Source organism: Vibrio sp. 10N.286.45.E10, assembly GCF_002874195.2.
GTDB lineage: Bacteria > Pseudomonadota > Gammaproteobacteria > Enterobacterales > Vibrionaceae > Vibrio > Vibrio crassostreae.
This window is the reverse complement of record NZ_MCWD02000002.1, coordinates 271644-296904: the sequence shown is the minus strand read 5'-3', so window position 1 is coordinate 296904 and position 25261 is coordinate 271644. Positions and strand designations below refer to the sequence as shown.

Annotated in this window: 23 protein-coding genes and 1 pseudogene; 8 read left to right on the top strand and 16 right to left on the bottom strand. The window is 43.8% G+C overall.

Annotated features, from left to right (window positions below; genetic code table 11):
• Positions 1-200 precede the first annotated feature (200 nt).
• Positions 201-1559: a Na+/H+ antiporter NhaC family protein gene (locus BCU34_RS14460; RefSeq protein WP_102478939.1), complete on the top strand. Its 1359-nt coding sequence runs from the start codon at positions 201-203 to the stop codon at positions 1557-1559.
• Positions 1560-1666: 107 nt separating this feature from the next.
• On the opposite strand, the gene BCU34_RS14455 is transcribed toward BCU34_RS14460, so the two are convergent.
• Positions 1667-2227 carry a cysteine hydrolase family protein gene (locus BCU34_RS14455; protein ID WP_048663280.1) on the bottom strand — a complete coding sequence of 187 codons (561 nt, stop codon included), beginning with the start codon at positions 2225-2227 and terminating at the stop codon, positions 1667-1669.
• An 89-nt stretch (positions 2228-2316) separates the two neighbouring features.
• Between BCU34_RS14455 and BCU34_RS14450 the strand changes: the two genes are divergently transcribed.
• Together BCU34_RS14450 and BCU34_RS14445 are read left to right on the top strand one after the other, a co-directional pair.
• Positions 2317-3249, top strand: a complete 933-nt coding sequence (locus BCU34_RS14450; RefSeq protein WP_102478946.1) for a GlxA family transcriptional regulator — start codon at positions 2317-2319, stop codon at positions 3247-3249.
• A 106-nt stretch (positions 3250-3355) separates the two neighbouring features.
• A complete protein-coding gene (locus BCU34_RS14445; protein ID WP_102478940.1) occupies positions 3356-4426 on the top strand; it encodes a helix-turn-helix domain-containing protein in 1071 nt (356 codons plus the stop codon).
• Between the two features lie 19 nt (positions 4427-4445).
• On the opposite strand, the gene BCU34_RS14440 is transcribed toward BCU34_RS14445, so the two are convergent.
• From BCU34_RS14440 to BCU34_RS14430, 3 genes are all read right to left on the bottom strand, one after another.
• A complete protein-coding gene (locus tag BCU34_RS14440) occupies positions 4446-5459 on the bottom strand; it encodes an alpha/beta hydrolase family protein (protein ID WP_102431342.1) in 1014 nt (337 codons plus the stop codon).
• A gap of 123 nt (positions 5460-5582) precedes the next feature.
• Complete coding sequence (locus BCU34_RS14435; RefSeq protein ID WP_102431343.1) at positions 5583-5963, bottom strand: hypothetical protein; 381 nt, start codon at positions 5961-5963, stop codon at positions 5583-5585.
• A gap of 156 nt (positions 5964-6119) precedes the next feature.
• Positions 6120-7832, bottom strand: a complete 1713-nt coding sequence (locus BCU34_RS14430; protein WP_102478941.1) for an RluA family pseudouridine synthase — start codon at positions 7830-7832, stop codon at positions 6120-6122.
• 291 nt (positions 7833-8123) lie between these two features.
• Here BCU34_RS14430 and BCU34_RS14425 point away from each other — a divergent pair, with 291 nt between their 5' ends.
• Positions 8124-8576 carry an NUDIX hydrolase gene (locus BCU34_RS14425; RefSeq protein ID WP_102431345.1) on the top strand — a complete coding sequence of 151 codons (453 nt, stop codon included), beginning with the start codon at positions 8124-8126 and terminating at the stop codon, positions 8574-8576.
• Between the two features lie 17 nt (positions 8577-8593).
• Here the strand turns inward: BCU34_RS14425 and BCU34_RS14420 are convergent, their stop codons facing one another.
• The 7 genes from BCU34_RS14420 to BCU34_RS14390 form a co-directional block, all read right to left on the bottom strand.
• Positions 8594-9019, bottom strand: a complete 426-nt coding sequence (locus tag BCU34_RS14420) for a bifunctional diaminohydroxyphosphoribosylaminopyrimidine deaminase/5-amino-6-(5-phosphoribosylamino)uracil reductase RibD (protein WP_102478942.1) — start codon at positions 9017-9019, stop codon at positions 8594-8596.
• A 171-nt stretch (positions 9020-9190) separates the two neighbouring features.
• On the bottom strand, positions 9191-9745 hold the full coding sequence (locus BCU34_RS14415; protein ID WP_102478943.1) for a nucleotidyltransferase family protein: 555 nt from the start codon (positions 9743-9745) through the stop codon (positions 9191-9193).
• On the bottom strand, positions 9745-10032 hold the full coding sequence (locus BCU34_RS14410; RefSeq protein ID WP_048661558.1) for a putative quinol monooxygenase: 288 nt from the start codon (positions 10030-10032) through the stop codon (positions 9745-9747). The genes BCU34_RS14415 and BCU34_RS14410 overlap by 1 nt, the downstream gene beginning before the upstream one ends.
• A gap of 913 nt (positions 10033-10945) precedes the next feature.
• The gene (locus tag BCU34_RS14405) at positions 10946-11803 is read right to left on the bottom strand and encodes a hypothetical protein (protein WP_102431349.1); all 858 of its coding nucleotides are present in this window, start codon (positions 11801-11803) and stop codon (positions 10946-10948) included.
• A complete protein-coding gene (locus tag BCU34_RS14400) occupies positions 11803-12657 on the bottom strand; it encodes an ABC transporter ATP-binding protein (protein WP_048661560.1) in 855 nt (284 codons plus the stop codon). Before BCU34_RS14400 ends, BCU34_RS14405 begins: the two co-directional genes overlap by 1 nt.
• Positions 12654-13025: a GntR family transcriptional regulator gene (locus tag BCU34_RS14395; RefSeq protein WP_048661561.1), complete on the bottom strand. Its 372-nt coding sequence runs from the start codon at positions 13023-13025 to the stop codon at positions 12654-12656. The genes BCU34_RS14400 and BCU34_RS14395 overlap by 4 nt, the downstream gene beginning before the upstream one ends.
• Positions 13026-13252: 227 nt before the next feature.
• Entirely contained in the window at positions 13253-14965 is a 1713-nt protein-coding gene (locus BCU34_RS14390) for an EAL domain-containing protein (protein WP_108145189.1), read from the bottom strand.
• Positions 14966-15057: 92 nt separating this feature from the next.
• Here BCU34_RS14390 and BCU34_RS14385 point away from each other — a divergent pair.
• Positions 15058-16186 (top strand): annotated as a pseudogene (locus BCU34_RS14385) (ISAs1 family transposase).
• Positions 16187-17087: 901 nt separating this feature from the next.
• Here BCU34_RS14385 and BCU34_RS14380 read toward each other — a convergent pair.
• The 4 genes from BCU34_RS14380 to BCU34_RS14365 form a co-directional block, all read right to left on the bottom strand.
• Positions 17088-17567, bottom strand: coding sequence for a type II secretion system protein (locus BCU34_RS14380; protein ID WP_102432658.1), 480 nt, complete (start codon positions 17565-17567; stop codon positions 17088-17090).
• 261 nt (positions 17568-17828) lie between these two features.
• Positions 17829-19322 (bottom strand): putative bifunctional diguanylate cyclase/phosphodiesterase, encoded by a 1494-nt coding sequence (locus tag BCU34_RS14375; RefSeq protein WP_240698032.1) that lies wholly within the window; start codon positions 19320-19322, stop codon positions 17829-17831.
• Between the two features lie 126 nt (positions 19323-19448).
• The gene (locus BCU34_RS14370) at positions 19449-19772 is read right to left on the bottom strand and encodes a hypothetical protein (RefSeq protein ID WP_240698031.1); all 324 of its coding nucleotides are present in this window, start codon (positions 19770-19772) and stop codon (positions 19449-19451) included.
• Positions 19773-19864: 92 nt separating this feature from the next.
• Entirely contained in the window at positions 19865-20422 is a 558-nt protein-coding gene (locus tag BCU34_RS14365; RefSeq protein WP_102432660.1) for a hypothetical protein, read from the bottom strand.
• A 547-nt stretch (positions 20423-20969) separates the two neighbouring features.
• On the opposite strand from BCU34_RS14365, the gene BCU34_RS14360 reads away from it, so the two are divergent.
• On the top strand, positions 20970-21659 hold the full coding sequence (locus BCU34_RS14360) for a response regulator transcription factor (protein ID WP_102479322.1): 690 nt from the start codon (positions 20970-20972) through the stop codon (positions 21657-21659).
• Positions 21652-23001: a sensor histidine kinase gene (locus BCU34_RS14355; protein WP_102479321.1), complete on the top strand. Its 1350-nt coding sequence runs from the start codon at positions 21652-21654 to the stop codon at positions 22999-23001. The genes BCU34_RS14360 and BCU34_RS14355 overlap by 8 nt, the downstream gene beginning before the upstream one ends.
• A 134-nt stretch (positions 23002-23135) precedes the next feature.
• Here BCU34_RS14355 and BCU34_RS14350 read toward each other — a convergent pair whose 3' ends face one another.
• Entirely contained in the window at positions 23136-23666 is a 531-nt protein-coding gene (locus tag BCU34_RS14350; RefSeq protein ID WP_102432663.1) for a GNAT family N-acetyltransferase, read from the bottom strand.
• Between the two features lie 225 nt (positions 23667-23891).
• Here BCU34_RS14350 and BCU34_RS14345 point away from each other — a divergent pair, with 225 nt between their 5' ends.
• On the top strand, positions 23892-25157 hold the full coding sequence (locus tag BCU34_RS14345) for an HD-GYP domain-containing protein (protein ID WP_102432664.1): 1266 nt from the start codon (positions 23892-23894) through the stop codon (positions 25155-25157).
• The last annotated feature ends 104 nt before the right edge of the window (positions 25158-25261 follow it).

Below are 25261 nucleotides of genomic sequence, written 5' to 3'. Positions count from 1 at the left end.
TCTAGAACTCTGCTTTGCGTATTGGCAATTTATTCTCGAAGGGCTATTTACTGGTGAGTAAATAGCCTTTTCTATTATGTGATGCTCAATAAGGTTCTTATTACTTTGCATTAAATTGGGCGTTTAGACGTCTAGACGTTGACAAGTTCTAAGTGTGACATTAGTCTGCTCTCCTTCCTGTTCTATAGCGTTGTCGTTCCATGTCCAATTCGAAAAATTCTAATGCGGTAATTGCCCCTTCGGCAGTTGCGCTTATCCCTCTGATCGTGTTCCTTGCGCTGTTTATTGGCGTAGGTACGTACTTGTCACTGCAAGGCGTCGATTTTGCTTTCTATCAGCTTCCAGCTCCGATTGCGGCTTTGCCTGCAGTGATGCTGGCGTTGTTGCTAAGCAAAGATAAATTGAACCGTGCTATCGAACAGTTCTTAAGTGGAGTAGGTCACAAAGACATTATCGCAATGTGTATGATCTACCTACTGGCGGGTGCTTTTGCGGCCGTGGCTAAAGCTTCTGGTGGTGTTGATGCAACGGTCAACCTTGGTTTGTCGGCGATCCCGACGAGCATGATCCTACCGGGTATCTTTCTTATTTCTGCTTTCATTGCGACCGCAATGGGCACATCTATGGGTACTATCGCTGCGGTTGCCCCTGTGGCACTAGGCATTGCTGACTCAGCTGGCATGAGCATTCCTCTAACCGCTGGTGTGGTGCTAAGTGGCGCTATGTTTGGTGACAACCTTTCAATCATCTCTGATACCACGATTGCCGCGACACGCTCGCAAGGCTGTGAGATGAGAGAAAAGTTTAAAGAGAACATCCGCATTGCACTTCCTGCTGCACTTATCGCGATTGTTATCTTTGCTTTCAACAGCACGGCAACTCAAGTTCCTGAAACAGGCCCAATTGAATGGCTGAAAGTCCTGCCGTACATCACTATCCTAATTCTTGCGGTATCAGGCATGAACGTATTCGTTGTGTTGACGATCGGTATCTTGCTGGCGGGTGGTGTGAGTTTTGGCTCTGTTGAGAACTACGGCTTGACGGATTACGCTCAAGACATCTACGCAGGCTTTGGCAACATGCAAGAGATCTTCTTACTGTCGATGCTGATTGGTGGTTTGAGTGAGCTGATGCGTCGCCAAGGTGGATTAGCGTTTCTGACTAACCTAGTGAGCGGTTTGATTCGTGCGTTTGGTTCTTCACACTCTAAGCAAGCAAATGGCCGTGCGAGTGAGCTAGGTATTGCTGGCTTGGTATCAATGGTTAACATGTGTACTGCAAACAACACCGTAGCGATCATTGTATCTGGTAGTGTGGCTCGCCAACTGGCGGAAGAGAACAACGTGTCTCCGCGTCGTTCGGCAAGTTTGTTGGATATCTTCTCTTGTGTGATTCAAGGTGTGTTGCCTTATGGTGCTCAGGTATTGCTATTAGGTTCTGTGTTCAACCTATCTCCGCTAGAGATTGTTTCTAACTCGTACTACTGTTTTGCACTGGCTATCGTGGCTGTTGTTGCTGTGTTTATCAAACACCCAGCACGCCAAGTGGCACAAGCTTAGTAATAATTGACCAAACTGAGCTATCACAGGCTCTAATAAGAAGGCTCCTTAATAGGAGCCTTTTTTTGTGTGTGTAATGAACAGACTAGAAAATCTAGGCTTCCTTGTTAAAGAAGACTTTCAAGCTCACTGGCCGTTGCGACATTGCAGTAACCAAAGCCAAGCGCAGCCATGAAAGCTGCATGGACATGCGCAGCTGGAACCTCAACACCGTTGAATTCCATATCTAACGTAGTACAAGCATCATGTGCTACGTGGCATTCATAGCCAAAATCGGTTGCTGCACGAGTCACAGCATCAATACACATGTGGCTCATTGCGCCAACGATGATCAGTTTCTTAATGCCTTGATCTTTTAGTACCTTGTTCAGTTTAGTATCTCTAAAGCTATTTATTTGATGCTTTACGATAACAGGTTCACCTTCTAGAGGAGCCACGCTGTTATGGATTTGAGCACCATCAGAATTTGGTAAGAAGAAGGGTGCTTCGTTGGTTGGAAACTCATGGCGCACATGAACGATTGGCAGTTTTTTATTGCGGAATGTCTTGAGTAATTGCGCGCCTTTTTCTGCCGATTTTTCTGTTTCAGAGAGTGCCCATTTCGCACCTTCGTATGAAGGGAAGTAGTCGTTTTGGAAATCAATAAGTAGTAGTGCAGTATTGCTCATAATCCATACCTTTGTTGTTAATGTCTTGTGGTGTGGGGCTATTATGACTACTCTGTGTTTTTTAATGAACGTCAAAAATGACAGACTATATGGCAATAGTGACAAAATCAGTAAAGGTTGAAATTATCGATTACCCAGGCTCTCTGCAGAGCGCTGTGTTTGGCGTGAAAGAGTTTCTGCAGATGGCAAATTCTCTTGAACCTTCGACTGAGAAGATTCAATTCAACGTTCAGATCCAAGCGTATGACAGTGTTAGCGTATCAAACGCCGATGTCATCATACTCCCACCGAATTTAGATGGTTGTTACTATCTAGAGCCGAATGACACCTTGCTTGAATACCTGATTGAGTCTCACCAAAGGGGAGCGATACTTTGCTCAGCTTGCGCAGGCGTGTTCATTTTGGCAAAAACAGGTTTGTTAGAAGGGCGAACCGTGACCACGCACTGGCAAGCACAGCAGAAGTTTACGGAGCTTTACCCACAGATCGCAGTCGATATCGACAAAATCTTGATTGATGATGCGGATGTGATGACCGCTGGTGGTTTGATGTCGTGGATGGATTTGGCTCTGTTTATCCTAACCAAATACACAACGCCGACCAATACTCGTAATCTAGGTAAATACCTCGTGCTTGATACGGGGTTGAGAGAACAACGCTACTATCAGAGCTTTGTGCCAAACTATGCTCACGGCAATGACAAGATTGTATCGGTGCAGCGTTTTATTCAAAGGAACCATCACCTTTCGTTGTCTCTTGATCAATTGGCTGAAGAAGCGTTTATGACGCGAAGAACCTTTATTCGTCAATTTACCAAAGCGACCAGCTACACGCCGATCAATTATATCCAACATGTGCGTGTTCAAAGTGCATGTGAGTTATTGGAAAGCTCCCATAAATCGGTTGAGCAGATCAGTTACCTAGTTGGCTATGAGGACGTAAACAGCTTTCGAAAAGTCTTCATGAAAATCGTTGGCTTAACACCATCAAGATTTCGTTCTAGATTTCTCTCTGAGGAATGATTTACCATAGATTGATATTCAATATCTATCACTGGTTCGCTCAGTTACTTCGCTAATGAAGTGCTTGAAGCGGAGTGATATTTTCTCGAACTCAAACGGACTATTGATGCTTGCCATTCCTTTACCATTTGTCGCAGCGCTGTTGTTATTGATGACAGGTGTGCTGCTTCGATGCCGTTACCCACAAACCAGTCAAAAGCCATTTTGGTTTATCATTCTGTGCGCGTTAATGGTTACGGTAGTAGGCCTGCGATGGACGTTTGATATTGAGTTGTTTCGCTTCTTACAACCCATTCTCGGTGCCTGTGTTCCTGTGGCGGCTTGGCTCTGTTTCTCGGGAGCTCATCGAAGCCAATCCAGTACACATTTGCATTGGCTAGGTCCGATTGCTGTTTTAGTTGGCTCACTTTTTTATGTGCATCTCTGGGCGGGAACTCTTGATGTATTGCTGATCTTGCTCTATCTCGGTTATGGTGTCTTGCTGCTGAAGTCGTCGCTGCGAGTGCCGGAACAAGTGCGGCTAACCGATATCTCGAAAGTGTTGGTTGCTGAACGGGTTGCAGGTGTAATGCTACTATTCTCCGCTTTGGTCGACAGTGTGCTCTCTTACGATATCTTGCTGTTGAATGCGCAGCACACCAATCTGATCTTATCGATTAGCTACCTTGTTCTTATTCCAGCCATTGTGTCCGCTGTGATGGTGGTCAGTATTAGCACGCCTGCCGAAGAAAAAACCAAGCAAGTGCAGGCTTTACCTTCTATGTCACAACGCTCTCCAGAAGAGGTCGATACATCGACCACACTAGCGAGCAGCTTAGATGACGACCAAGCTGAAGAAACCGCGCAGATCATGGCTAAGTTCGATGCATTAATGAGGGATCATCAATTATTTAAAGATCCTGATCTGTCTCTCAATCGCTTGGCACGAAAGCTAGGCATTCCTGCTCGCAAGATATCGTCTGCGGTTAATCAAACTCACCAAGAGAACATTTCGAAGGTGATTAACGCCTATCGGATTGAACACGCTAAGACTCTCCTGATGCAAAGTGATGAAGCGATAACTGACATCTTCTTTAGTTCCGGCTTTCAGACCAAGTCCAATTTCAATCGCGAGTTTTCAAGGATAACTGGGCAAACTCCGAGTGAGTATCGAAGTTCGCCACAAGTGTTAGATTGAGTGTGTTTGCTTCCGTTTATCAATTCAGAAAGCTAATGATGTCATTTAAGATCAATTGATGTAGCTGGTCGCGTGATGTACCAATGCCATCTTTACAAATAATGCCATCTCCTGGCACTTCTTCATTCAGCATGGCTATAGCACCGGGTTTACAGCTTTGAATGAAGCTGAAATGGGTGGCTTTCTCATAGACTTTGTAGCGTCTTGAGTTCAGTGGCATGTGCTCAGCAATATAGCCAGACTCCGATGCCTGGGGGAGATCTCCTATATCTATCCCGGCCGCCAGTATCAAGGCTGGTACATTGATGCCTTTTAAGCTATTGGCTGAAAAGCTGCGAGCAAGCCCCAGGTCAAGGCTAACGACACGTTGAATCCGAGGATCTGAAAGGTCTTTTGGGTCAGGCTCTTCATCTTGGACTTTGTCTAGCCCTAGCTCTTTAGCAAGCCCACAAGTTCGTGGGTTAGGGTAGTTGAGACAATTCGCCTCAAAGGTTGGTCTATCCATTTTCGCTCCCGCCAGTTGCATCACCGTCCAACCACCTAATGAATGCCCGATTGCGCTAACATTGTCGGCGCTAGCAGACTGCTTCCACGGGGCTTCGGATAACAAGTAGTCCAGAATACGTGATACATCTCGTGGTCTTTCCCACCATTTTGCTGCTTGCTTTGGGGAGTGGTCGAAAGAGGTGGTTCCCGGATGGTCAGTGGCCGCTACGATATAACCTTGACTCGCTAGTTTGGTCGCCAGCCAGTTTTGATTGCGCCAGTTTCCTCGGTAGCCGTGCGACAGCAGTATTACTGGAAAAGTGCCAGGTTGAATGTTTGCATATTTGATGACTTGTGTGCCGATGAAGACGGGGTTATCGCCAATTAAGGCTACGCCTGATGTATCTCTTGTGGGATACCAAATGGCAGTATTTAGCGGGCGATTAGGATCGTCATTTACGGTGACTTGAGTGAATCCGACGCCGGAAGCGATGGCTGAACTGCAAAGGAAAAGTAGGGATGTGAACAGTAAATGTGTGTATTTCATGGTTTTAACTCCAATTGGGTAAGTGGAGTTAATATGCGCTAAGGCTAGGTATCACGAGACCTCAAACACGATCGAGGACGCCCTAAATCGTGTTTGAGTACCGAACCTAGCGGCCTAGCCTGGTTACCTGCCTCTAAGGCGTTTTTCTACTAGGCCGTTTCTTTCTAAACCACGTCTTACGCTGCTGCATAGCTTGCCAAAGCGGCGCAGTTCTTCGAAATTTGGCCCTTGGCCAATTGAAATACTATGTTCCCAGTACATTAACTCACTGTCGACCATCTCTAGTAGTTTCTTAGAGCAACCAGAGCAGTTACCTTTTGGGCCACAGATAAACGTCTCCGATTCGTAAAGTGGGAGCTCGTTTTTAACTTCTTCAATTAAGTTAAGCATTGCCGAGTTCAAGTCTGGCTTTTTGGGTGTAAGTGGCTTCAAGCTTGGTGCTTGAGTCGCAATTAATGGGGAAGTCAGTTTGTTAGGTTGTAAGTTCAAAGCAGCTGATGACATATCAAAGGCCTCAAGGAGAGAAGAAGGTGGGCATGCTACTCTTCACAACAAAGTGAATCTTGATGTAGTGCAATAAGCGCGGATATATACCCAAAAGAGGTAGGAGCCACAAGCGTTGTGGCTCCTTTCATTAAGACTCGTTATTCATGAGATATTTTAGAATTCGGCGTCGAACTGAAACTCCATCCACTCTTTGGTCACCGGGTGGTGCAGCGCAAGTCTTTCCGCGTGTAAGTGCAATCGGTCGGCTTTATTGCCATATAGGCCATCACCGACGATAGGCATGTTAAGGCCTTCTTCATGTGAACAGTGAACACGCAACTGGTGTGTACGCCCTGTTTTAGGGTGCAGGTAGACCTTAGTGGTTTGCTCGTTTCGCTCAATCACTTCCCATTTGGTTTCTGCAGGCTTGCCGTGTTCGAAGCAGACAATCTGACGAGGGCGGTCATACAAATCACCACGCAATGGCAGTCGAACATAGCCTTCATCTTCTGCTAGAACGCCTTCAATCATTGCCACGTATCGCTTCTCGACTTCACGAGTAATGAACTGCTTCTGCAAGCTCTTGTTCGCACGTCGTGTGAGAGCGAAAATTAGAATACCCGAGGTTGCCATGTCTAAGCGGTGAATAACAAATGGTCCTTCAACGTCGGGATGCATTTCTTGAACGCGTGTGTAGGCGGAATCTTTGATGGTTTTACCCGGCACGGATAGAAAACCTGCCGGCTTGTGTATTACAACGATGTGCTCATCTTGGAACAGAATATCCAGCTCTTTGCCTTCAGCAGGGTTCTCTAGCAATGGGTTTGGATCGACTTCTAGACCTTTCATCATATGGCCTAAAATCGGTACACACTTACTTTGGCAAGAGGCGTAGTATTTCTTGTGCTTTCGGATTTCCGATTTCGGTGAACGACCCCACCAAAATTCAGCCAATGCCAATGGTGTGTAACCATTTAAGTACGCGTATTGCAGTAATTTAGGCGCAGCGCATTCGCCAGAGCCTGCTGGTGGTATCTTGTTTGGCGTGTTTTCAAAGATCTGGTTAAGGTCTTCAACGTTTCCTTCCGCATTTTGGAAAGCGTATTGTGAAAACAGCTTGTGTTGAAGCTGATGAGAAATGTGTGCTCTTTGCTCTTTTAGCTCAGCCAGTTGAGTTGTGAAAACATCAACTTTAGCCTGCAATACTTGCAGGGTCTGTTCCCAGTTGAGTTTTAGGTACTTCTGCTGGTTCTTGTCGGCAACACTGGCCTTGTTTAACTCATTGTTCAATTGCTCGAAGGCTTGCTCATCAAGGTTTTCTTTACCTTGTTCACGTTGTACTTTACGCGTTTTTCGGCCTTCAATAATCAATAGACGTTGAGCTTCAATTTCTTGCTCAGCTTGCGTTTTTTTCTGCGCCAGTTGCTCGCACAACTCAAGGTATTCTGCGTTAGCTTGTAGTGCTTTGAATTTTGCATTCACAGCCATCATGTCGGCAGTATCTTGATGGAAAAAACTGTCGCTGCTTAGCATGTCAAATACTGGTGGCACAAAGTGGGGCAATAGGTTCTGGTCTGCGATTTTTCCGGAGAAAGCAGAAAAGTAACCAAGCTCACCTTCAGGGCTTTTAACCAGCAACACACCAAACATTTTGCCGCGACCTTCATCAGAATCCAGCCCGAAGTCGTGTTGCCAGTCGGTTTGTGTTTCTAGATGCTGTTGAAGCTGATGAGATGCGATTTCACACAGTGGGTGTGGTTCGTAGTAGAACGGGAATGTGAAACGCTCAGGCAACGAATATGACTCGATCGGCTGTTGAAAACGAGTGAAGCAATGCTCAGGTGTGTGGCTGTTTTCTGAGTCGTGCGTTGGTTTTGATGAGTGCATAGTCGTATTAATACTTATATCGTGGTGATAAATGGTTGTGAGTCTACTGTGTATGTTTAGAGACGTTAAACACAGTACAAGGCGGCGATTCTACTCTTTATCGAAAAGCGCCTCAAATAAGAAATGGTTCTATTATTGGATAGCCAAGCGAGACGGTTAACACTGAACTCATGAGTTATGGCTTGAACGCCATTAATTGATGAGTAACTTCTCGTTTTTAATCATAGAAGACAATTTAACAAACGAAGGGTGTTAGCCTTGCCGCCCTCTTATGAAAACTAAGGTAACGTTATGATTCCACTCAATACTTCCATTGTCTCCGGTGTCGCTATTTCAGAGATCGACGGACAAATGAAAATGCTACTAATGAAGCGTGTGAAGGGCGAGTTTTGGTGCCATGTCGCAGGTTCGATTGAAGCGGGTGAAACAGGCTGGCAGGCTATCGTGCGTGAGTTTGAAGAAGAGACCCAAATTGAAGTAGAAGCTTTGTATAACGCGCAGTTTCTAGAGCAGTTTTACGAGGCGCACGTGAATGTGATTCAACTAATCCCTGTGTTTGCAGTGCTATGCCCGCCCAACCAAGCGATTGAACTGAATGACGAGCATACCGAGTACCGTTGGTGCAATCTAGAAGAGGCAAAAGCATTAGCGCCATTCCCTAACCAACATGCGGTCTACAATCATATCTGGTCGTATTTTGTCGACAAACCAGTCAATCCGCTTTACCGAGTAAAATTGAATTAATACTGGCTGTTTAAGATCTAGGACTTACCAAGGTAAGGGGTTAAAAAAGCGCTCACTTGTGTTTGGCATAACCCCACATCCACCTTCACGCCGTGTGATTCAAGGATTGCAACACCACGACCATTATTACGAGGATCTGGGTCTAGCATCGCCACTATTACGTGTTTTACACCGGCTTTAACCAATGTATTGGCGCAAGCGGGTGTTCTGCCGACAAATGAACATGGCTCTAATGTCACGTAAGCGGTAACCCCTTCCATTATTCCATCATAGCTATTCAGTGCTTCAACCTCGGCGTGGTTTCCGCCGACTTTTTGAGTGTACCCAACAGACACCACCTTATCGTTCTTCACCAAAACGCAGCCTACTGGTGGGTTTGGTTGGCAATCAGGTAAGGCTTGGCGCGAAGCTTCGAGTGCTTGCAGCATGTATTGTTGGTTCATGGTCGTTACTCAATATGACGAGATAGCGCAGCAGTTAGTTGCCACGCGCGGTTGATGAGTTGATTAGTGACTGACTTACTAAGCTACTAAGTTAGTCAGCTAACAAGTGGGGCATGGTCGATCTGATTGGACTTTTAGTCAATGGTTTTAGCGCTTGAATTTGAAAGCTAGTTAACGGTGACTAATCGTTAACTTAGGCCACTGGGTTAGCCAACCTTTGGATTGCACTCTTTGATCAAAGATATCTCGGTTACGCTTTGGGTTGGGTGTGACTTTTAAATCAAACAAGCTCTCTAAGCCAAACGCCGAATTACACTCGATATCCCCAGTGAGGCTCTGTTTTATGGCGACTGCGGTTTCTTTCTCTGGCCAGTAACTCATCGCATCCAATGAGCCTTGGTAAGGTTCATCCCCATTTCTGATGTGCATGCAGGCTTGATTGCGAACTTGCCAATTCAGTTCGGGTAACCGTTGTTTAAGCAGAGCCTCGTATCTAAGATCCGACTCGTAGGAGGTATCAATGGGATCAAAGTAGATCACATCAATATCATTGAGTGGGGTCGGGGAGGTATAACCATGTAGGTGATCCCAAACGAGGTTTCTCACAAAGCCCGCAGCGACATAACACTGCGGCAAATCCAACTGAGATACACAGTCTAAAACCTGCATTCGCAAGGGATCTTGTTTGAACAATGTGACGATGTGGTTGGCTAGCGGATGTATCATTATGATGTCGGAACATCGGTGACTTGGTAATGACGCGTCACGTTCTGGGAGATTTCACCCCATTCCGAGGCTTTTACTCGCTGTTGATGCGCTTCGAATGCTTCTTGGCTAGTGAATTCTTCATACACTTCAAAGCGATTAGGTTGAAGGGTGCTTTGACTGACTCGAAACACGATACAACCAGCTTCTTCCAGTGTCAGTTCTTTGTGCGCAACCAAGGCTTGTGTGACGGCTTCTAGGTCGTTGTCTGGCACTAGAATATGCCCTTGCAGAATTACTTTACTCATAATTACGTCCATTTAATTTTATTCACTACGGTTTTTTTCTATCAAAAGCTCTATCCGTTACAAACATAATCCCATTTTGATGTTGTGACGTATAGGCTAATGTGGCGATTATTTGTTCACATTGAATGTAGGCTTGGTTACGCTGTAACTTTCAGGGCGGTATGATTAATAAAAGATAAGACACTGGAACTAAATTCGCGTTGGTCCGGTCTATTAAATTAGTATCATTGAACTGTATTGATACTGAAATGAATTTGTCACCTGAGAGAACTAACCTTAATTTTGCACAGCGGCTCATAGGATTGAATTGAGCCATAGTTGATATCTAGGTCATACTTTGATGTAAATGGTACTCAAAACTCTATATATTTTGTGATTTGTATCATTGATCTGGGCATCAAACACCGTTAGATTCGAATGGTTGGCAATAAAAATAGCTCATGAAGAGCAGTTAAAGAAAAGGAAATATCCCTTATGAAAAAAATGAGAAGAGCACAGCTTCATCGCGTTCGTATCCAATACTGGAAAGACACGTCAAAAGAAGCATCAAAGAAATAAGCTTTAAATCGTAAAGCTTTAAAAGCTGAAAAGCTTAATCAAGTGTAAAACGCAACAAACCGATTTCATTAGCACTCTTAAGGACCTTCATCTGGTCGGCGACTAAAGAAATCATCCCTAAAGAGCTGGCAGGCATTAACAACAATGCAATTTAATGTCAGCTCATTAATACCTCCTCTTAGACTCTCTTGTTTCTTCACTCGGTTACTCCCAATTAAATCCCTTTGTCCTTGTTACCCATCCCTGTATTAGCAAAGTCGTGATCAAAAAAAGCTCCCGATTTCTCAGAAGCTTTGATTTAGATTTTGATATCTGATGTGACTGCCCGATAAAGGCTCGTGCTTAGGGTCTGACTCTAGCGTTGGAACAGCGTCTTCAAGCTCACATCATCCGTTCTATTTAGCTTTAGGCTCAGCAGATAACCGCCAACACCAATCAGTGCGTAAATACTTAAAGATAAAATAGGCGCTTCTGCAATCGCGCTTAATGGGTTACTTGCTATGAGCACATTCATTGGCAGTGATGCGATGAGAGATAGGAAGTCATTGATGCCATAGAACCCAAACACGGCGACAGAGAGGAACTTAATCGCATAGCTTGAGATGAAAATGACAAGTAATGGAGAGTTTACCAACTGCGAAATCGCTAGGGTAACGGTTGCCAGTGGTAATAAAACCAGTGCAACTAACAGCATTCGCCCAAAGAACACCACCCAGTTACTCAGCACATAAAATAGAGATTGCTGTTCAACCAGTAGCGCCAATTGTTGTTCGCTTGAGATGTTCAATATCCAGAATAGGAAATCGGCGAACAGCACGAGCAACGCACAGATAGCCGGAATAACCACTAAACCGAAACCTAACTTCACGCCGTGAGTCATTGCATTAGATACTGGCATACTTCTCCAAAACATCGAACTGCCTTCTTGGCGCTCTTTACGCAGCGTTTTAGGGATGTAAAGTGTCGACAGGATCAGTGAAATCAGACCCGCGCCAAAGTAGATCACCGAGTTGAGATCTTGCGCGAACTCTCTATGGATGTCGCTCACGTCACCGTTCACTTGCATTTCGAAGAAAAACTCATGCTGCGCAGCGCCATTAAAAAACAGACTAACGAACAGCAAGAAACCACATAACGCGACAAATAGAGGTAATCGAGTATTAATTTTGTGCTCGATGAGTTCTTTTTCTAGCATATAAAAACTTGGATGCATTATGCCTTCTCCGTTTGTGTTGCAAGGAATAGATCTGCGAGGCCAACATTGTAGATAGTGCCCATCGGCTCAACCTGCGCTTTGTATTGACCTTCCAATAACCACTTAGTAGTTCCTAGCCCTGGCTGTGAGGTTAGCGGATTGAGCTTCTGGATCTCGCTTGAATGGTTGTTTGCAAGTTCGATAATGAAATAGTCGTTCTCGATGTCTTCCATGCTCTTTTGCAGCACACAATGGCCTTGCTTTAAAATCAGCACATCCGTTAATAAGTGTTCAATCTCTGAAACCTCATGGCTTGCAATGATCATGGCGCGTTCGCCGTCGTGGAACCACTCTAGTAGGTGGCGATAAAAAGTATCGCGGTACAGCAAATCGAGACCCAACGTTGGCTCATCTAAGATCAATACTTGAGTATCGGTTGCGATGATGATCGCAAGGTGAAGTTGTACCTTCATTCCTTTAGAAAGCTGTTTGATAGTGGAAGATAGCTTGATGTTGGTGCTGCTTAATGTCTGTTCTGCTTTTTGCTTGTTGAAGCTTGGGTGGACACCTTGGGTGTAACGAAGCAGTTGTTTAACGGTCATCCACTCGGGTAATACGTTAACGTCTGAGATGTACGACAAGTGCAGCATGAGTTCTGCATGCTGGTGGATAGGGTGGTAACCGTTAACCTCAATCTCACCTTGATAGCTGTGTCCGCCAAGCAGAGACTTGATGAGAGTTGATTTACCCGCGCCATTGTGGCCTAGAAGGCCAAGCACTTGCCCCGGCTTTAACTCAAAGCTGATGTTCTCGACACCCACTTGATTTGAATAGGTTTTGGTTACGTTTTTCACGGAAAGTAAAGTACTCATGACTTGTCCTTTATATGTTGTGCTAGCTGTTTCACAAGTTCTTCGACACTCATATCAATGATGCTTAGCGTCTCAGCGATGGCTGGGATCTGTGTATTGATGAATGATTGGTGTGCAGACTCTTTCAATTTTTGAAGTGCCCCTTCGGCCACATACATGCCTTGGCCGCGTTTTTTCTCTACCAAGCCTTCATCCACCAGTAACTGGTAGCTTTTCATGACAGTAAGGTGGTTGATCTTGAGATCAGCAGCAACGGCACGCACCGAAGGCAATGCTTGTTGCTCTAACCAAACACCTTGAAGAATTTGGTCACTGATCTTCGTAGCAAGCTGCCTAAAGATCGGTTGGTCGTCTTTCCATTCGGTCATAATTAAAACTGCATGGTGATATACATGTGTATAACACTAACCTAATTCCCAAGATAGACAAGCTTTTTCTATAAATTAGCTGAATGTTAACTTTTATGGTTGGATAAAGCATGTTTGGCGGAGAGGGTACTTGAAGCCTACATCCTTGTGGGCTCTCAAGCAGCTGTATGAGCGATTATTATTTGAATAGGGAATAGTTGTTCATCAAGATTCTTATTAGGGTGGGGCTATTGTTCCTTTGACTCATTAGGCCGGCTATATAGGTAACCTTGATGCAGGTTGTAGCCCAACTGACACAGGATATATTGCTGCCTGCGCGTCTCGACACCTTCATAAATCATTGTGATATTTGATAGGCGTCCAATCTCCGATATATTAAGCAACACGCCTTGATGGTGCTCTCCTGACTCGATATCCTTAACAAAACAGCGATCCAGTTTTAGATAGGTAGGAGAGATGACATTGATGATTTCGATGTTGTTATTGCCCGTACCAAAGTCATCCAATGCGATGGTGATCCCTAGCTTTTTGATCGCCTTGATGTTGTCTATCACTTCACATCCATATCCAATGTTTGAGTATTCAGTTATCTCAACCACAAATTCATTCGCTTCCATCGCATCCAAATGCACTTTGAGCTTTGAAAAGTTATTCCCGACTAAAGCACTTGGGCAGACGTTGACACCGTAAACCTCATGGCTGTTGTTCAACTTGGCGTTTCTGACCGTTTCGATAAGTAAAATCGTATGAAATGTCAGTAGGTTGGTGCGTCTCATCGTGTTGATGAAGCTTAAAACGCCGACGTTACGTACACGAGATAGCAATTCGTAATATAAAACGCTGTTGTCTTCAGTGTTGATGATGGGCTCTTCTTCAAAGGAGATGTGTTGCCAACGACACAGATAGATCACAAAGCCCAGAATATAAGAGCGATAAAGCAGCGTGGCGGTTATCAGAGAAAGCGCAATCCACAACGCAACAATATCGTCACTGAAGAAGGTGATGGTTGCGCCAGTTGGCAGGGATGTTTGATAAATAACTTTACTCTCTTCGCCAAGATTTAAGATGTAGTAACCATTCTTCTGGATGGAGATAGAATCGACTAATAGAGGCAATAGTGAGTTCTTGTATCGAGCTTCGATAGAGCGTTTAGATATTCGAGCAACCATCTCTATGTCGTGTTCGGTATCTATGAAGCGTGAATAGGCAAAGTCAGCACTATCGTAGAAGTCGTCTGCTTGATCGAGCTCTATCATTTTTGAACGTGTTTTAGAGATATAGCATGAGCCATGAGGTGTTGCCATGACGACAGAATCAAGGTTGAGCGAGTGCCTTAGCGAGTGCACTGCACCTTGGCTATCACAACCGTAGTCCATGACCTCTGCTGCAATATGTTTGGTGTTTTCACTGTATTCATTCGCAATCTTCGTTGTATAAAGGATTTGGAAAAAGTAGACAACGAACAGGAAAAAAGAAGAGATGGTGAACACGGTTATCAGAGCCTTGATCAGCTCTCGATGATAGGTGTTGAACATCAGTTTCAACATCTCGACCTGGCTGGGCTTGAATTGGTTGATGTCGTACTTTGGTGCGATACGGTTGGTTGAGCTTTTATCGAGGTCGATAAAGTAACCTACCTTATAAAGGTTAGAGATAAGTTCACTATTATTATCAACCTTCGCTTTTTTGCATAAGCTTCGATATTTCTTTCTTATAGAAGCAATAATGTTTTTTAACGCGTATAAGCTAAACTCTTCGTCAAAGTGTAATTTAAAAGATTCTTCAACATCTCGTGCAGATTGAGGGTTTGATATTGATGAGTGTTCAATAAGATATTTGAAAACAAAACTCTCTTTACTATTAAGAGTTACCTCTGATATCTTATTACTGTCTCTTTTTATATATATTTTTTCTTTATTATAGATCAGTTGCAAGCTCAGGGCAAGATCATGAACATTTTTCGCCCAATGGTTGACTAACGTTGACCTGATGGGTTGGTTGTGATCTTATTCTCCTCTTTTGAGGAGCACCCATGAATTTAGATACCATCAAAACGTATTTCAGCATCATTCGAGACGAACGACAAAGCGCAAAAGTAGACTATCCTCTGTTCGACATTTTATTTGGTTCAATTTGTGCCGTAATAGCCGGAGGTCAAGGCTGGACTGATATTCGCGAGTATGTTTCTCGGACACCATGAATGGTTTCTTAAACATGGTTTATTCGAAAAAGGTGTGCCGGTTGATGATACCTTTGCTCGTCTGATTTCAAACATCGACCCGGCAGAGTTCCGAGATTGCTTTCTAGCCTGGATGAAAGCAGTGCACAAGTTAACTGGTGGTGAAGTGGTAGCCATTGACGGCAAAACTTTACGGGGTTCCTATGACAGAAACGACAGGCAAAGCACCATTCACATGGTGAGTGCTTATTCCTGTGCTAATCAACTCGTATTAGGTCAGCTAAAAACCGATGCTAAGAGTAATGAAATCACAGCGATACCTGCACTCCTCCAGATGCTCGACTTACGAGGTGCTATCGTGACGATTGATGCGATGGCCTGCCAGACTAAGATAGCAAAGGCTATCACGAGCAAAGGCGGTGATTACTTATTATCGGTTAAGGGTAATCAAGGCAAGTTAGCGGCCTCGATTCAGTCCGCCTTCTCCTCACGCCGGCGAGATCCGATTGACTGGGATAGGTATCAAGTTGAGAAGCAGAAGGGCCGGATTGAAGCGCGTACTTGTCATATCCTGAGTGCTCGTGAGTTGGAGGGTGACTTCTCCACTTGGGATAGGTTAACCAGTATTGTGATGGTCGAAAACTACCGAGCAACAAAAGGCAAGGCTCCAGAGTTGGAGTATCGTTACTACATTAGTTCAGCAGAACTGACCTCAGAGCAGGCAAGAGAGGCTATCCGTGCCCACTGGGGCATTGAATCCATGCATTGGATTTTAGATGTCAGTATGGGTGAAGATGCTTGTCAGATTTATAGAGAAAATGCTGCTGAAAACATGGCGGGATTAAGACATATGGCACTGAACATGCTCAGAGCTGAGTCAACCAAGATTAGCGTACCGATGAAACAGAAGCGGTGTATGATGAAGCCTGCCTACTTGGAACAAGTTCTTATGGCTGGATTTACATCGATGGCTAAATCTTAACCATTCATGCGGACGCCCTGGTTGCAAGCTCTCATTATTGTTATTTATATTGAAAGAACAGTGCATAGCTCAACTCCTAAGCGATAGTTATTATATTGGCGTGATGGATATGTGATGGTGGGATTGTCATTCAACACAAGAGTTCGATCTAAATAATATAACCAAAATGTCACCATTTTCTCTTAAGATGTTGATACTAATCGCAGAATTTGGGCTTGAATGAAAGGTTATGGAGATGTTCACCCAAAAGTTGAATTTATAAATGAAAGCCAATGATTTACAAGGGGTAAAGGGGATTTATCCATTTGTTTTGGTATTTATCCATTTCACAGCTTCTATGCGGCAGGTTTAGCGACTGGATTTAGAGGTTTCCAATGTAGCTTCTGGTGGTATTCATTCAGCTTATCGATGTGTCAGATTTATCAGAATTTTTCAGGATAAAATTAAATTATGTCAGTTTATGTGATATTAATATAATTTAAACGGCTTATTGTTTTGGTGATTTAATTAAAGTATTCAATGATAGAATTAATTATATTTGTTTAATAATTGATTTTAATTTATTCTATTACGAATTTTAAATAGTGAAAATTTAAGATGGGATATTTAAAATAGGGAAAGGGTGACGTTTATCATAAGGTGTTGATTAAAGGATTTTAATGGGATTATTATTGACATATGTATCAAATGTGTGTGCATGTAAATATTCATCGGCTAGTGATGAAAATAAGATATGAATGAGGTTGGTGTTATACCATGAGCACTGCCTAAAAGTGTAAGCAGCAACAAGTTAGATCAATTAGTATTATTTTTGAGCAAATGTTAGCGTAACCACATGATATTCAAAGATCTGCTGTGGTGGATTTGTGTTAACTATAGAAAGCGTGCAATCGTTGAGTATTTAACATGCACCGTCAAGAACGACGATTTGCGGTTCTTTTTCCGGTTGATAGAGTACCTGGCAAAAATCGCCGACAGGTGAATAGGTGTAACTCTCCGTATCAAAAGAGATAGCGGCAACTCTTTCTGCATTGCTGCCAGAGTCTACTTCTTTGTTGATTACATGAAGCTCTGTTGCGTCGATATTGAGCAGTCTTCTTAGTGAGTCAACATAGGCGATTGGATAGCCGTGGCAGACGTAGTAGGTCTCAATCTCGGTTTTTTCAATGTAGTCACATTCTCCCTCCACACCAGCAATCGCAGACTTCGCATAAATCATGTCGATACCCGTGCGAAGGTTGCCAGCCACATCGTGTATTTTGCTCGCGCGAGCATTACCTTGAACGTCTAAGAACTTGACCATAGCTGTAGCCGAAACGATCGCTAAGATTAATACAGAGATGATCAGTTCTAAGAGAGTGAAGCCGTTTTGTCTGTTCATGTTTACCGATGATTTGCTCTGCTAAAGGGACGGAATGAGAGTAATCTAAATACCAAAGTCATTACAGTTAGTAGGTATAATGGTTTGGTGTTTTATTGGGTTGATTTATAAGGAATTCTCTATATAAACAACAGTTTAATCTTCATTCCTTACTGTTGAGCGCTATGTAAGCATACGTAAGCGTTCACATTGGTGCTGTTACCTTGTTTATTAATCATTCAAAGTTCTAACTTGTTGATAAAGGTAACTTTATTAACCGACTTATCGAACGAATAAAAATTGGCTTTCGACTTCGTTTGACGGGATTGGTTTGCTAAACAAATACCCTTGAAGGTATTGGTATCCACAGTCGATTAAAAAGTCTTTTTGTGTTTCGGTCTCGACGCCTTCAGCCACCACTTTGAGCCCCAACTTGTCGCAAATTGCGTGGGTCGCTTGGACAATCGCTTTGCTTCCTTTGTGTGAGCCGTGAACAAAGCTTTTATCAAGCTTTACGGTGCTAATCGGTAAGTCGTGCAGCATAGAGAGGGAAGAGTAGCCAGTGCCAAAATCATCAAGGTGGAGTTCAACGCCTAATTTGGAGATGTCGCTTAATGCTTGTCTTACTTCACCGTGTTTGAAAATCATCGAAGACTCAGTGATCTCAAGTGCGATGTTTTGAGGTTGGATATTGTAGAAGTTCAGCATTGCTAATAGCTGCTCGGCAAAGGTTGCGTGCATCTGAATACTCGAGATGTTGATGCTCATCATTAGCTCGCCATCAAACTCCCGATGCCATATTGATAGCTGTTTAAGTGCTGAATTGAGAACCCACTTTCCGAGTGGCACTATCTGCCCAGTATCTTCCGCCAAGGTGATGAATTCATCAGGGCCAATGTTACCTAGCTCTTTGTCTGACCATCGAAGTAGCGCTTCAAAGCCCTTAACCTTGTTACTGTTGGTATTCATGATCGGTTGATAATGCAGATTGAGGTCTTCGTTTTCTAGGGCTTGAGTCAATCGATGGCGAATTTCTACTTTTCGGTGAAGCGTTTGTGCCAAGTCTGGAGTGAAGGTTTGGAATCGGTTTCGACCATTGGCTTTAGCAATGTGCATCGCCATCCCCGCTTGTTTAAGCAATGACTCCTGATCCATGGCGTTATCAGGGAAATGTGCAGTACCAATGCTACAACCGATAGAGAGAGTGCCAATGCCGGTTATGTGGAAGCTTCGGTTCAAGGCATCAATAATTCGGGTGCAAAGCAGCGGGATGTTTTGATTTCGGCAGGTGTGGGCGATCACTATGAATTCGTCACCACCGAATCGACCAATCATGCAGGTTTCGTCAACGAGCTGCTTGAGACGTTCACCTACTTGTTTGAGTAGTTGGTCACCCACACTGTGTCCGTAGGTGTCATTGACCAGTTTGAAGCCATCAAGATCAACGAAGATTAGCTCAAAGGGAGAGCGATAGGCAATACTGGTTTCTAAGAGGTTAGTGATTCCACGGCGATTGTATAGTTCGGTTAAACAGTCGTGCTCTGCATTGTATCTGGCCTTGATCAGCTTCTCTTTCTGTTTGGTGGTACAAGTCAGATTTAACAGCAGTTCACTCTTATCAAATAGCCATTTTCCTTGCACATCAAAGTGGTGGGCCTTATCACCAATATGGCAGCTGACTTCTTCTAAAATTTCTCGCCCTTTACGTGCCGAGAACAACCAGTGGGCTGCAATTTCTTCACTTGAAACAAAGTCGGAGAGGGTGGAAAACGGCATGCCATAGTTCTGGGAAAATGCAGAGTTAGCACTCACTACCGCTCCCGATCTATCAAATAGAAGAGAGAGGTTTGAACCATCCGAGCAAGCGAGATCGTGCTTTAGACTACCTTCTTCCGCGACGACTTATACCAACATGCCGGTTCGGCCGTCTGGTAGTGGGATCCCAGAAAACAGACACAATGCACGCTTCGAAATGTAGTTGGGAGTGAAGTTCCACCATGTCTTGATGCTTTCGTTGCGTAGAAATTGCCTTTGGTATTCTTCGAGCGTTGCTTCTATTGCCTTAGACATCTCGACGCTGAAATCACGTGACGTCAGCTCAAACAGAGATTCAGACTCCCAGAGAGGTAGGGCACTGCTGTTTGCCCAAGTTATTCTCTTATTATCAATGTCATATATCCAAATAGGACACTGGAGATACTCGAAAGGCTGATAACTTGTCATCATATTGAACTCGGCACACGGATATTTGGGTTGAACGAAGCCCACTGAACTCATGCCGTCAGTAGGCTGTTTGTCTTTATTTTTAATTTCAACTTTTACAGGTTCAGTGAGCGGATGATTTTCGTCACTTTACCTAGCGGCGTGGTCTCTATGACATAGCCTTTTTTGTCATCAAATATCTCACCATCAATCAACTGCCATCCATTTGGTTGCTTTGTGATCTCTTTAGGGAAGTCCTTATCGAATATCGAATAATTTGGATAGACGGTTTCGATGGCTTCGAACAACAGCTGAGCTTCATCTTGGTTAGTGACCACGAAGTTTTCCTTAAGGCACATGGTTAACTCTGGCAATGGTTGGGTTGTGTAAGGTTCTGTCACCGTACCCAATACACCGTTGTGCGAGTAAAATAGGTATGAACCACTGCTGCTCTCGTTGCCTTCTGGCGACTTGATTGAAGGCGTTGCGCTGTAGAATTCACAGTTAAAAACCATCTTCTGAATAATGCTGTTTTGTGGTGTCACCTGAATGTCTATCCAAGCACTGACTTGTTCTTGAATCTTGTTCACTGTGTCATGTTTATTGGTGTCAGCAATAAGCGGTGTTGAAACTAAAGCAGTGGTTGTAAGTAACAGTGAAAGCGATTTATTCATCTTAAAGAGGGCCCAGTGTCCAAGTGGTAATTGTCTAATAATGAGTTAATTCATTAGTTGAGTGAATATTACGTTAGGAACTTATCGCTTAACAGGATCTGTCGCGTGCTCAATAATGGAAAACACTGGCTTATTAAATAAGTAATCGATTTCTTTTGATTTAAGACTCGAGCTATAGGTTTATTAGACTGATTCGTTGTTGTTTTATAGTGTTATTCACTGATATGAGCTGAGTGTGCGGATAGTTGATTTGATCGGAATTTGTAAACGCCTTAAATGTAAGTGCGCGTAAGAAAATAAAGCAAATGTAAGTGAGCGATAAGCGCATAAAACACGTCAACTCTTCCCTCATCTGCTATAGCCTTTATGCTACAGCCTTTGTAAAGAAAGGCTCAGTGGTTGCTAAATTCCGTATTTTGTAAACGTGCATGTACAAAAGTGATTACTATGTTTTGCGTACGGTAAAGTTAAGGCTCTAATAACAATATTGATGATATATGACCAGTATATATACTGCCCTCGCTTTTAATAAATACTGGTGATAGGAATGTCAAAAACCAAAGTGCTCATTGTTGAAGATGACCAAGAGATTGCTCGTTTAACTACGCTTTACCTCGAAGCTGAAGGCTACAGTGTTAGCGTTGTTCATGAAGGGAATTTGGCACTTGAAGCGATCCGAAGTATTGAACCTGATTTAGTGCTGTTGGACTTGATGCTCCCAGGCATGAGCGGCGCACAGATCTGCCGTCAGGCTCGTGAGTTTTACAATGGCATGATCTTAGTGCTAACAGCTTCTGCCGATGAAATGAGTGAGGTCAGCTTATTCAAGTTTGGTGCGGATGATTATGTTGCCAAGCCGATTCGTGGCCATGCTTTATTAGCCCGAATTGAAGCGTTATTGCGTAGAGCTGCGCCTGCTGCAAAAGCGCCAGAAACTGCGGCTGAGAAGCAGTGCGATATTGTCATCAACAGTGCGGCTCAAAGTGCCACCTTGTATGGACAAAACCTCAAGCTTACCTCTGCTGAGTTTGAAATCTTAAACCTCCTTGTGAATAATATCTGTCAGGTAGTGACGCGAGATCAGTGCTGTCAGCTATTTCGAGGGATCGATTACGCGTTTAACGATCGTTCGATTGACATGCGCGTTTCTGGTTTACGCCGCAAGCTGCGCATTCATGCGAAAGACAAACAGCTGATCCGCACGGTTCGCAGCAAGGGGTACATGCTGGTTGCTTAAGTTCATTACTGCGAAACTTCGCTCGGTTTCAATGTTTGCTCGTTTGTACCTTGGGATTGTGACGGGAATGTCGGCAACGATATTTTTGTTTTGGAACCTTGGTGAAGGGCACATGCGAAGAACCGAGATTGAAACCTTCCTCAACGACGGTATCTACTTTGCTGAGCAGTACACTCGCCAACACAATCAAGAAAACTCACTCTATAAAGAACTCGATAGAATAGGCTACCAACAATTTTATATCTTCAATTTACGCCTGTTGGAAAATTGGTCGGGCGAAGCGCCTTGCCAACGATGTGAGTTATACACCACATTGAATGGCGTGCCGATTTATCTGAGTGACAACAATCTCTATTCAGCCGTTTTTCAGTTGCCTAATTCTCGATTTAGCTTTGCATTCAGTGAGGTAGGAGATTTCTTCTCGCCAGACATTGAATGGTATGAGGATTCAGAACGTCACTTTTTGTTAGGGCTGTTACTGGCTGTGATTGTGGCGATTGGAGCAAGTGTTTACTTACCTGTGAGGCGTTTTCAAGAAAGAATAGAGCAGTTAGTCGAGAAGCAGAAACAGTTTGGTAAAGGAAAGCTCAGTACTCGCTCTGAATTGGACGAAATTCACCCTGTGTCTGATTTGGCGAGCAGCTTTAACTTCATGGCTGAAGAGATTGAAAGCAAAGTAAAACAAAGTCATATCTTCGCTCAAGCTATCCCACATGAAGTGCGTACGCCGTTGAGTCGTATTCAATTGGCAACCGATATCCTAAGAAGGGGAGCACCAGATAATCATCAAGTTCTTTTCGATGACATTGATACTTACATTGAGGATATCAACGACCTTACATCCGAAATTATCATGCTGTCGAAACTGAACGTTATGGATAACTCCTTCTTTGAACTGGTAAAAGTGAGAGCTAGCCTGCTTGAGTATTGTCTAGATAGGATTCGCTATTCTCAGTTGGATAACGTGACCTTCGATTCTAAAGTTCAGCAAGAAAGCACGATAAAATGTGACTGCTCGATGGCGCGCTTGGTGTTTGATAACATTCTTAAGAACGCAGGCAACTACACACAAGACAAAGTGTGGATGACACTGGATGAGAACTCAGAAAACTGGCTGGTGGTGATTGAAGATAATGGTTCTGGAATCCCAGCAGAGCGACGCGATGAAGTGTTTCTTCCTTTTTCTCGTTTAGATTCAAGTCGTACATCGGCAACGGGAGGATTGGGGTTGGGTCTTGCGATTGCTCTATCGGCCGCTAAAAAGCTCTCTTGGGACATCAAAATTGATGACAGTAGCCATGGTGGAGCAAAGTTCAGTATTGTGATTCCTAAGACCTTATAACTGGGCGCTTTGAGAGTTCCCTAAGCTCTAGGTCTCGGTTCTAGGTCTAGTTTCGGAGACAACAAAGCCACGGTCGAATACCGTGGCTTTTTAGTATGCTCATTTACCAAGAGGTGAGCGCTTGGGACGTAATGCTAACAACGGTGAAGGCCGTAAATAGCATGGTCAACGATGCGACCATTTAAGTTCTCATTGCGCGTGATGATGCCTTCTAAGGTGAAATGTAAGCGTTCACAAACCTTGCGACTGCTTTGGTTGCCCGTTGCGGCTGATATCTCGACCTTTTCCATATCTAACTCATTGAAAGCAATATCAATCAGCTTTGCGACCACGCGGGTAACAATCCCCTTTCCTTGATACGTTTCAGACAGCCAATAGCCTATCGTGACTTTCTGCTTATTGTGGTCAATGGTGTTGAAGCTACAGTTACCGACGATATTATCTTTATATACAATCGCACAGGTCATGCTTTGGCCCTCTGCATAATCGTGCAGCGAGCGTTGGATGAAGATCCTAAAGTCTTGCTCGGTTTTACAATGTGGCGGCCACACGAGCCATTGGCTCAGGTACTCATTCTGGCTTTGTGAGATTTCCGCGTAGTGAGAAGCGAAGCTCTCTTCAACCAATGCGATGGATAGTTCGTCATCAATAACTGTTTTAAACATGTCTTTCCTTTTCTTAGGGCTGCTGATTTACTGGATCTTAGTCGGCAGGATATAATGTCGCATGATTTTTAATATGCAACCACTTGTAGCACGGAATTTTCGTGATACGTTAGATCTATCACGAAACTCATTAAACCTTACAATAGTTGTGTATATAATCATTAGCTATGCATTAGTATTGGCGGCCTAAATATATAAAAACTATAAAAATGCTAGGCTTAAATAATGAATCAACATTGCCAGGACGTGACCGTAGACCTAAGGAAGGCTCTATTCGGTATTGCTAAGGCGCTTGATAACGTCGGTTTCGAAAGCAAAAATCATGGACAGAGGGTGGGTTACATCGCGTATCGGTGTGCTCTGAGTGTGGGGTGGGAAGAAGAGCAAGCACAACTTGCGTTCTCATTGGGGTTAATTCACGACTGCGGAGTATCGCAAATTGACGAGCAGCGTAGTTTGGTTTCAGGGTTCATTCCTGACTCGAGTTACCACCATTGTCAAAAGGGGTACCAAATTCTAAAAGAGTGCCCGGTTCTTTCTATATTCGCTAAGCCGGTGCTTTATCATCATACCCCTTGGACTGACTTAAAGACTATTCATATCAGTGAGTTAGAAAAAGAGCTAGCTGCTATCGTGATGCTTGCCGATAGGGTTGACTACTTGTATGGCATTACCTCTTCAGATCGTTATGGAAATCTCACACCCGATGGCAAAGCGAGCATCATTGAATGTTTAACAGAACAAGCGGATGAGATGTTCGAAACCAACCTTGTGCAACACATGTGTGAGTTGGTTGATTTGGATGATTTTTGGTTCTCGATGGAGATCCCTTACATTGAAAACATGAGGGATAACTTTGAACCTGTGCCATTCTTCTCTCAACAAATGTCGCTGGACGAGACGGTGGCCTTTGCCGAATTTATTGCCAATGTTGTGGATACCAAGAGCTCGTTTACCTTTAAGCACTCTTTGAAAGTTGGGCAGCTTTCAGAATACCTCGCCAAACAACTGGGTTATTCCTACACCACTCAGCGCAAACTCTATTTAGCAGGTTTGGTTCATGATATCGGTAAACTGCAAACCCCTAACGATATTCTGCATAAGCCGGATTTACTTACTGAAGAAGAGTATTGCTGTATTAAGCGCCATGCTACGGATACTCGATTTGCATTGCAGGAGTTGTTCAGTTCACCTCAGGTTTGTCAGTGGGCATCTAATCACCATGAAAGGTTAGATGGTTCGGGCTACCCTATGGGCAAAACGGCTGAAGAGTTGGATCAACCGAGTAGAATTGTTGCTGTGGTGGATGTGTTCCAGGCATTAACTCAATCTCGCCCTTATCGCGCAGGCATGACGCTAGAACAGACGATGGCTATTTTGACGGACCACGTTGATAACTTTAAGCTGGATAGAGAAGTGTTTGAGTGTCTTAAAAAACATGCGCAATACTGTTTTGAATTATCGACAGATAAAAGAATGTACGCGTTTTAGCGCCAGTGAGTCTTTTAGATGCGTGACTTCCTAAATCACGCTCGATGAAAAATGACTTAATACCAAAAACAGAAAAGCGATAGCCGAGGCTATCGCTTTTTTAA

Excerpts from the sequence above, each read along its gene's own strand:
- BCU34_RS14455 (WP_048663280.1), bottom strand. The coding sequence starts at position 2,227 with ATGAGCAATACTGCACTACTACTTATTGATTTCCAAAACGACTACTTC.
- BCU34_RS14400 (WP_048661560.1), bottom strand. The coding sequence starts at position 12,657 with ATGAGTACTTTACTTTCCGTGAAAAACGTAACCAAAACCTATTCAAAT.
- BCU34_RS14425 (WP_102431345.1), top strand. The coding sequence starts at position 8,124 with ATGATTCCACTCAATACTTCCATTGTCTCCGGTGTCGCTATTTCAGAG.
- BCU34_RS14395 (WP_048661561.1), bottom strand. The coding sequence starts at position 13,025 with ATGACCGAATGGAAAGACGACCAACCGATCTTTAGGCAGCTTGCTACG.
- BCU34_RS14420 (WP_102478942.1), bottom strand. The coding sequence starts at position 9,019 with ATGAACCAACAATACATGCTGCAAGCACTCGAAGCTTCGCGCCAAGCC.
- BCU34_RS14450 (WP_102478946.1), top strand. The coding sequence starts at position 2,317 with ATGGCAATAGTGACAAAATCAGTAAAGGTTGAAATTATCGATTACCCA.
- BCU34_RS14430 (WP_102478941.1), bottom strand. The coding sequence starts at position 7,832 with ATGCACTCATCAAAACCAACGCACGACTCAGAAAACAGCCACACACCT.
- BCU34_RS14375 (WP_240698032.1), bottom strand. The coding sequence starts at position 19,322 with ATGCCGTTTTCCACCCTCTCCGACTTTGTTTCAAGTGAAGAAATTGCA.
- BCU34_RS14460 (WP_102478939.1), top strand. The coding sequence starts at position 201 with ATGTCCAATTCGAAAAATTCTAATGCGGTAATTGCCCCTTCGGCAGTT.
- BCU34_RS14405 (WP_102431349.1), bottom strand. The coding sequence starts at position 11,803 with ATGCATCCAAGTTTTTATATGCTAGAAAAAGAACTCATCGAGCACAAA.
- BCU34_RS14410 (WP_048661558.1), bottom strand. The coding sequence starts at position 10,032 with ATGAGTAAAGTAATTCTGCAAGGGCATATTCTAGTGCCAGACAACGAC.
- BCU34_RS14415 (WP_102478943.1), bottom strand. The coding sequence starts at position 9,745 with ATGATACATCCGCTAGCCAACCACATCGTCACATTGTTCAAACAAGAT.
- BCU34_RS14370 (WP_240698031.1), bottom strand. The coding sequence starts at position 19,772 with ATGATGACAAGTTATCAGCCTTTCGAGTATCTCCAGTGTCCTATTTGG.
- BCU34_RS14445 (WP_102478940.1), top strand. The coding sequence starts at position 3,356 with ATGCTTGCCATTCCTTTACCATTTGTCGCAGCGCTGTTGTTATTGATG.
- BCU34_RS14350 (WP_102432663.1), bottom strand. The coding sequence starts at position 23,666 with ATGTTTAAAACAGTTATTGATGACGAACTATCCATCGCATTGGTTGAA.
- BCU34_RS14365 (WP_102432660.1), bottom strand. The coding sequence starts at position 20,422 with ATGAATAAATCGCTTTCACTGTTACTTACAACCACTGCTTTAGTTTCA.
- BCU34_RS14345 (WP_102432664.1), top strand. The coding sequence starts at position 23,892 with ATGAATCAACATTGCCAGGACGTGACCGTAGACCTAAGGAAGGCTCTA.
- BCU34_RS14440 (WP_102431342.1), bottom strand. The coding sequence starts at position 5,459 with ATGAAATACACACATTTACTGTTCACATCCCTACTTTTCCTTTGCAGT.
- BCU34_RS14380 (WP_102432658.1), bottom strand. The coding sequence starts at position 17,567 with ATGAACAGACAAAACGGCTTCACTCTCTTAGAACTGATCATCTCTGTA.
- BCU34_RS14435 (WP_102431343.1), bottom strand. The coding sequence starts at position 5,963 with ATGTCATCAGCTGCTTTGAACTTACAACCTAACAAACTGACTTCCCCA.
- BCU34_RS14360 (WP_102479322.1), top strand. The coding sequence starts at position 20,970 with ATGTCAAAAACCAAAGTGCTCATTGTTGAAGATGACCAAGAGATTGCT.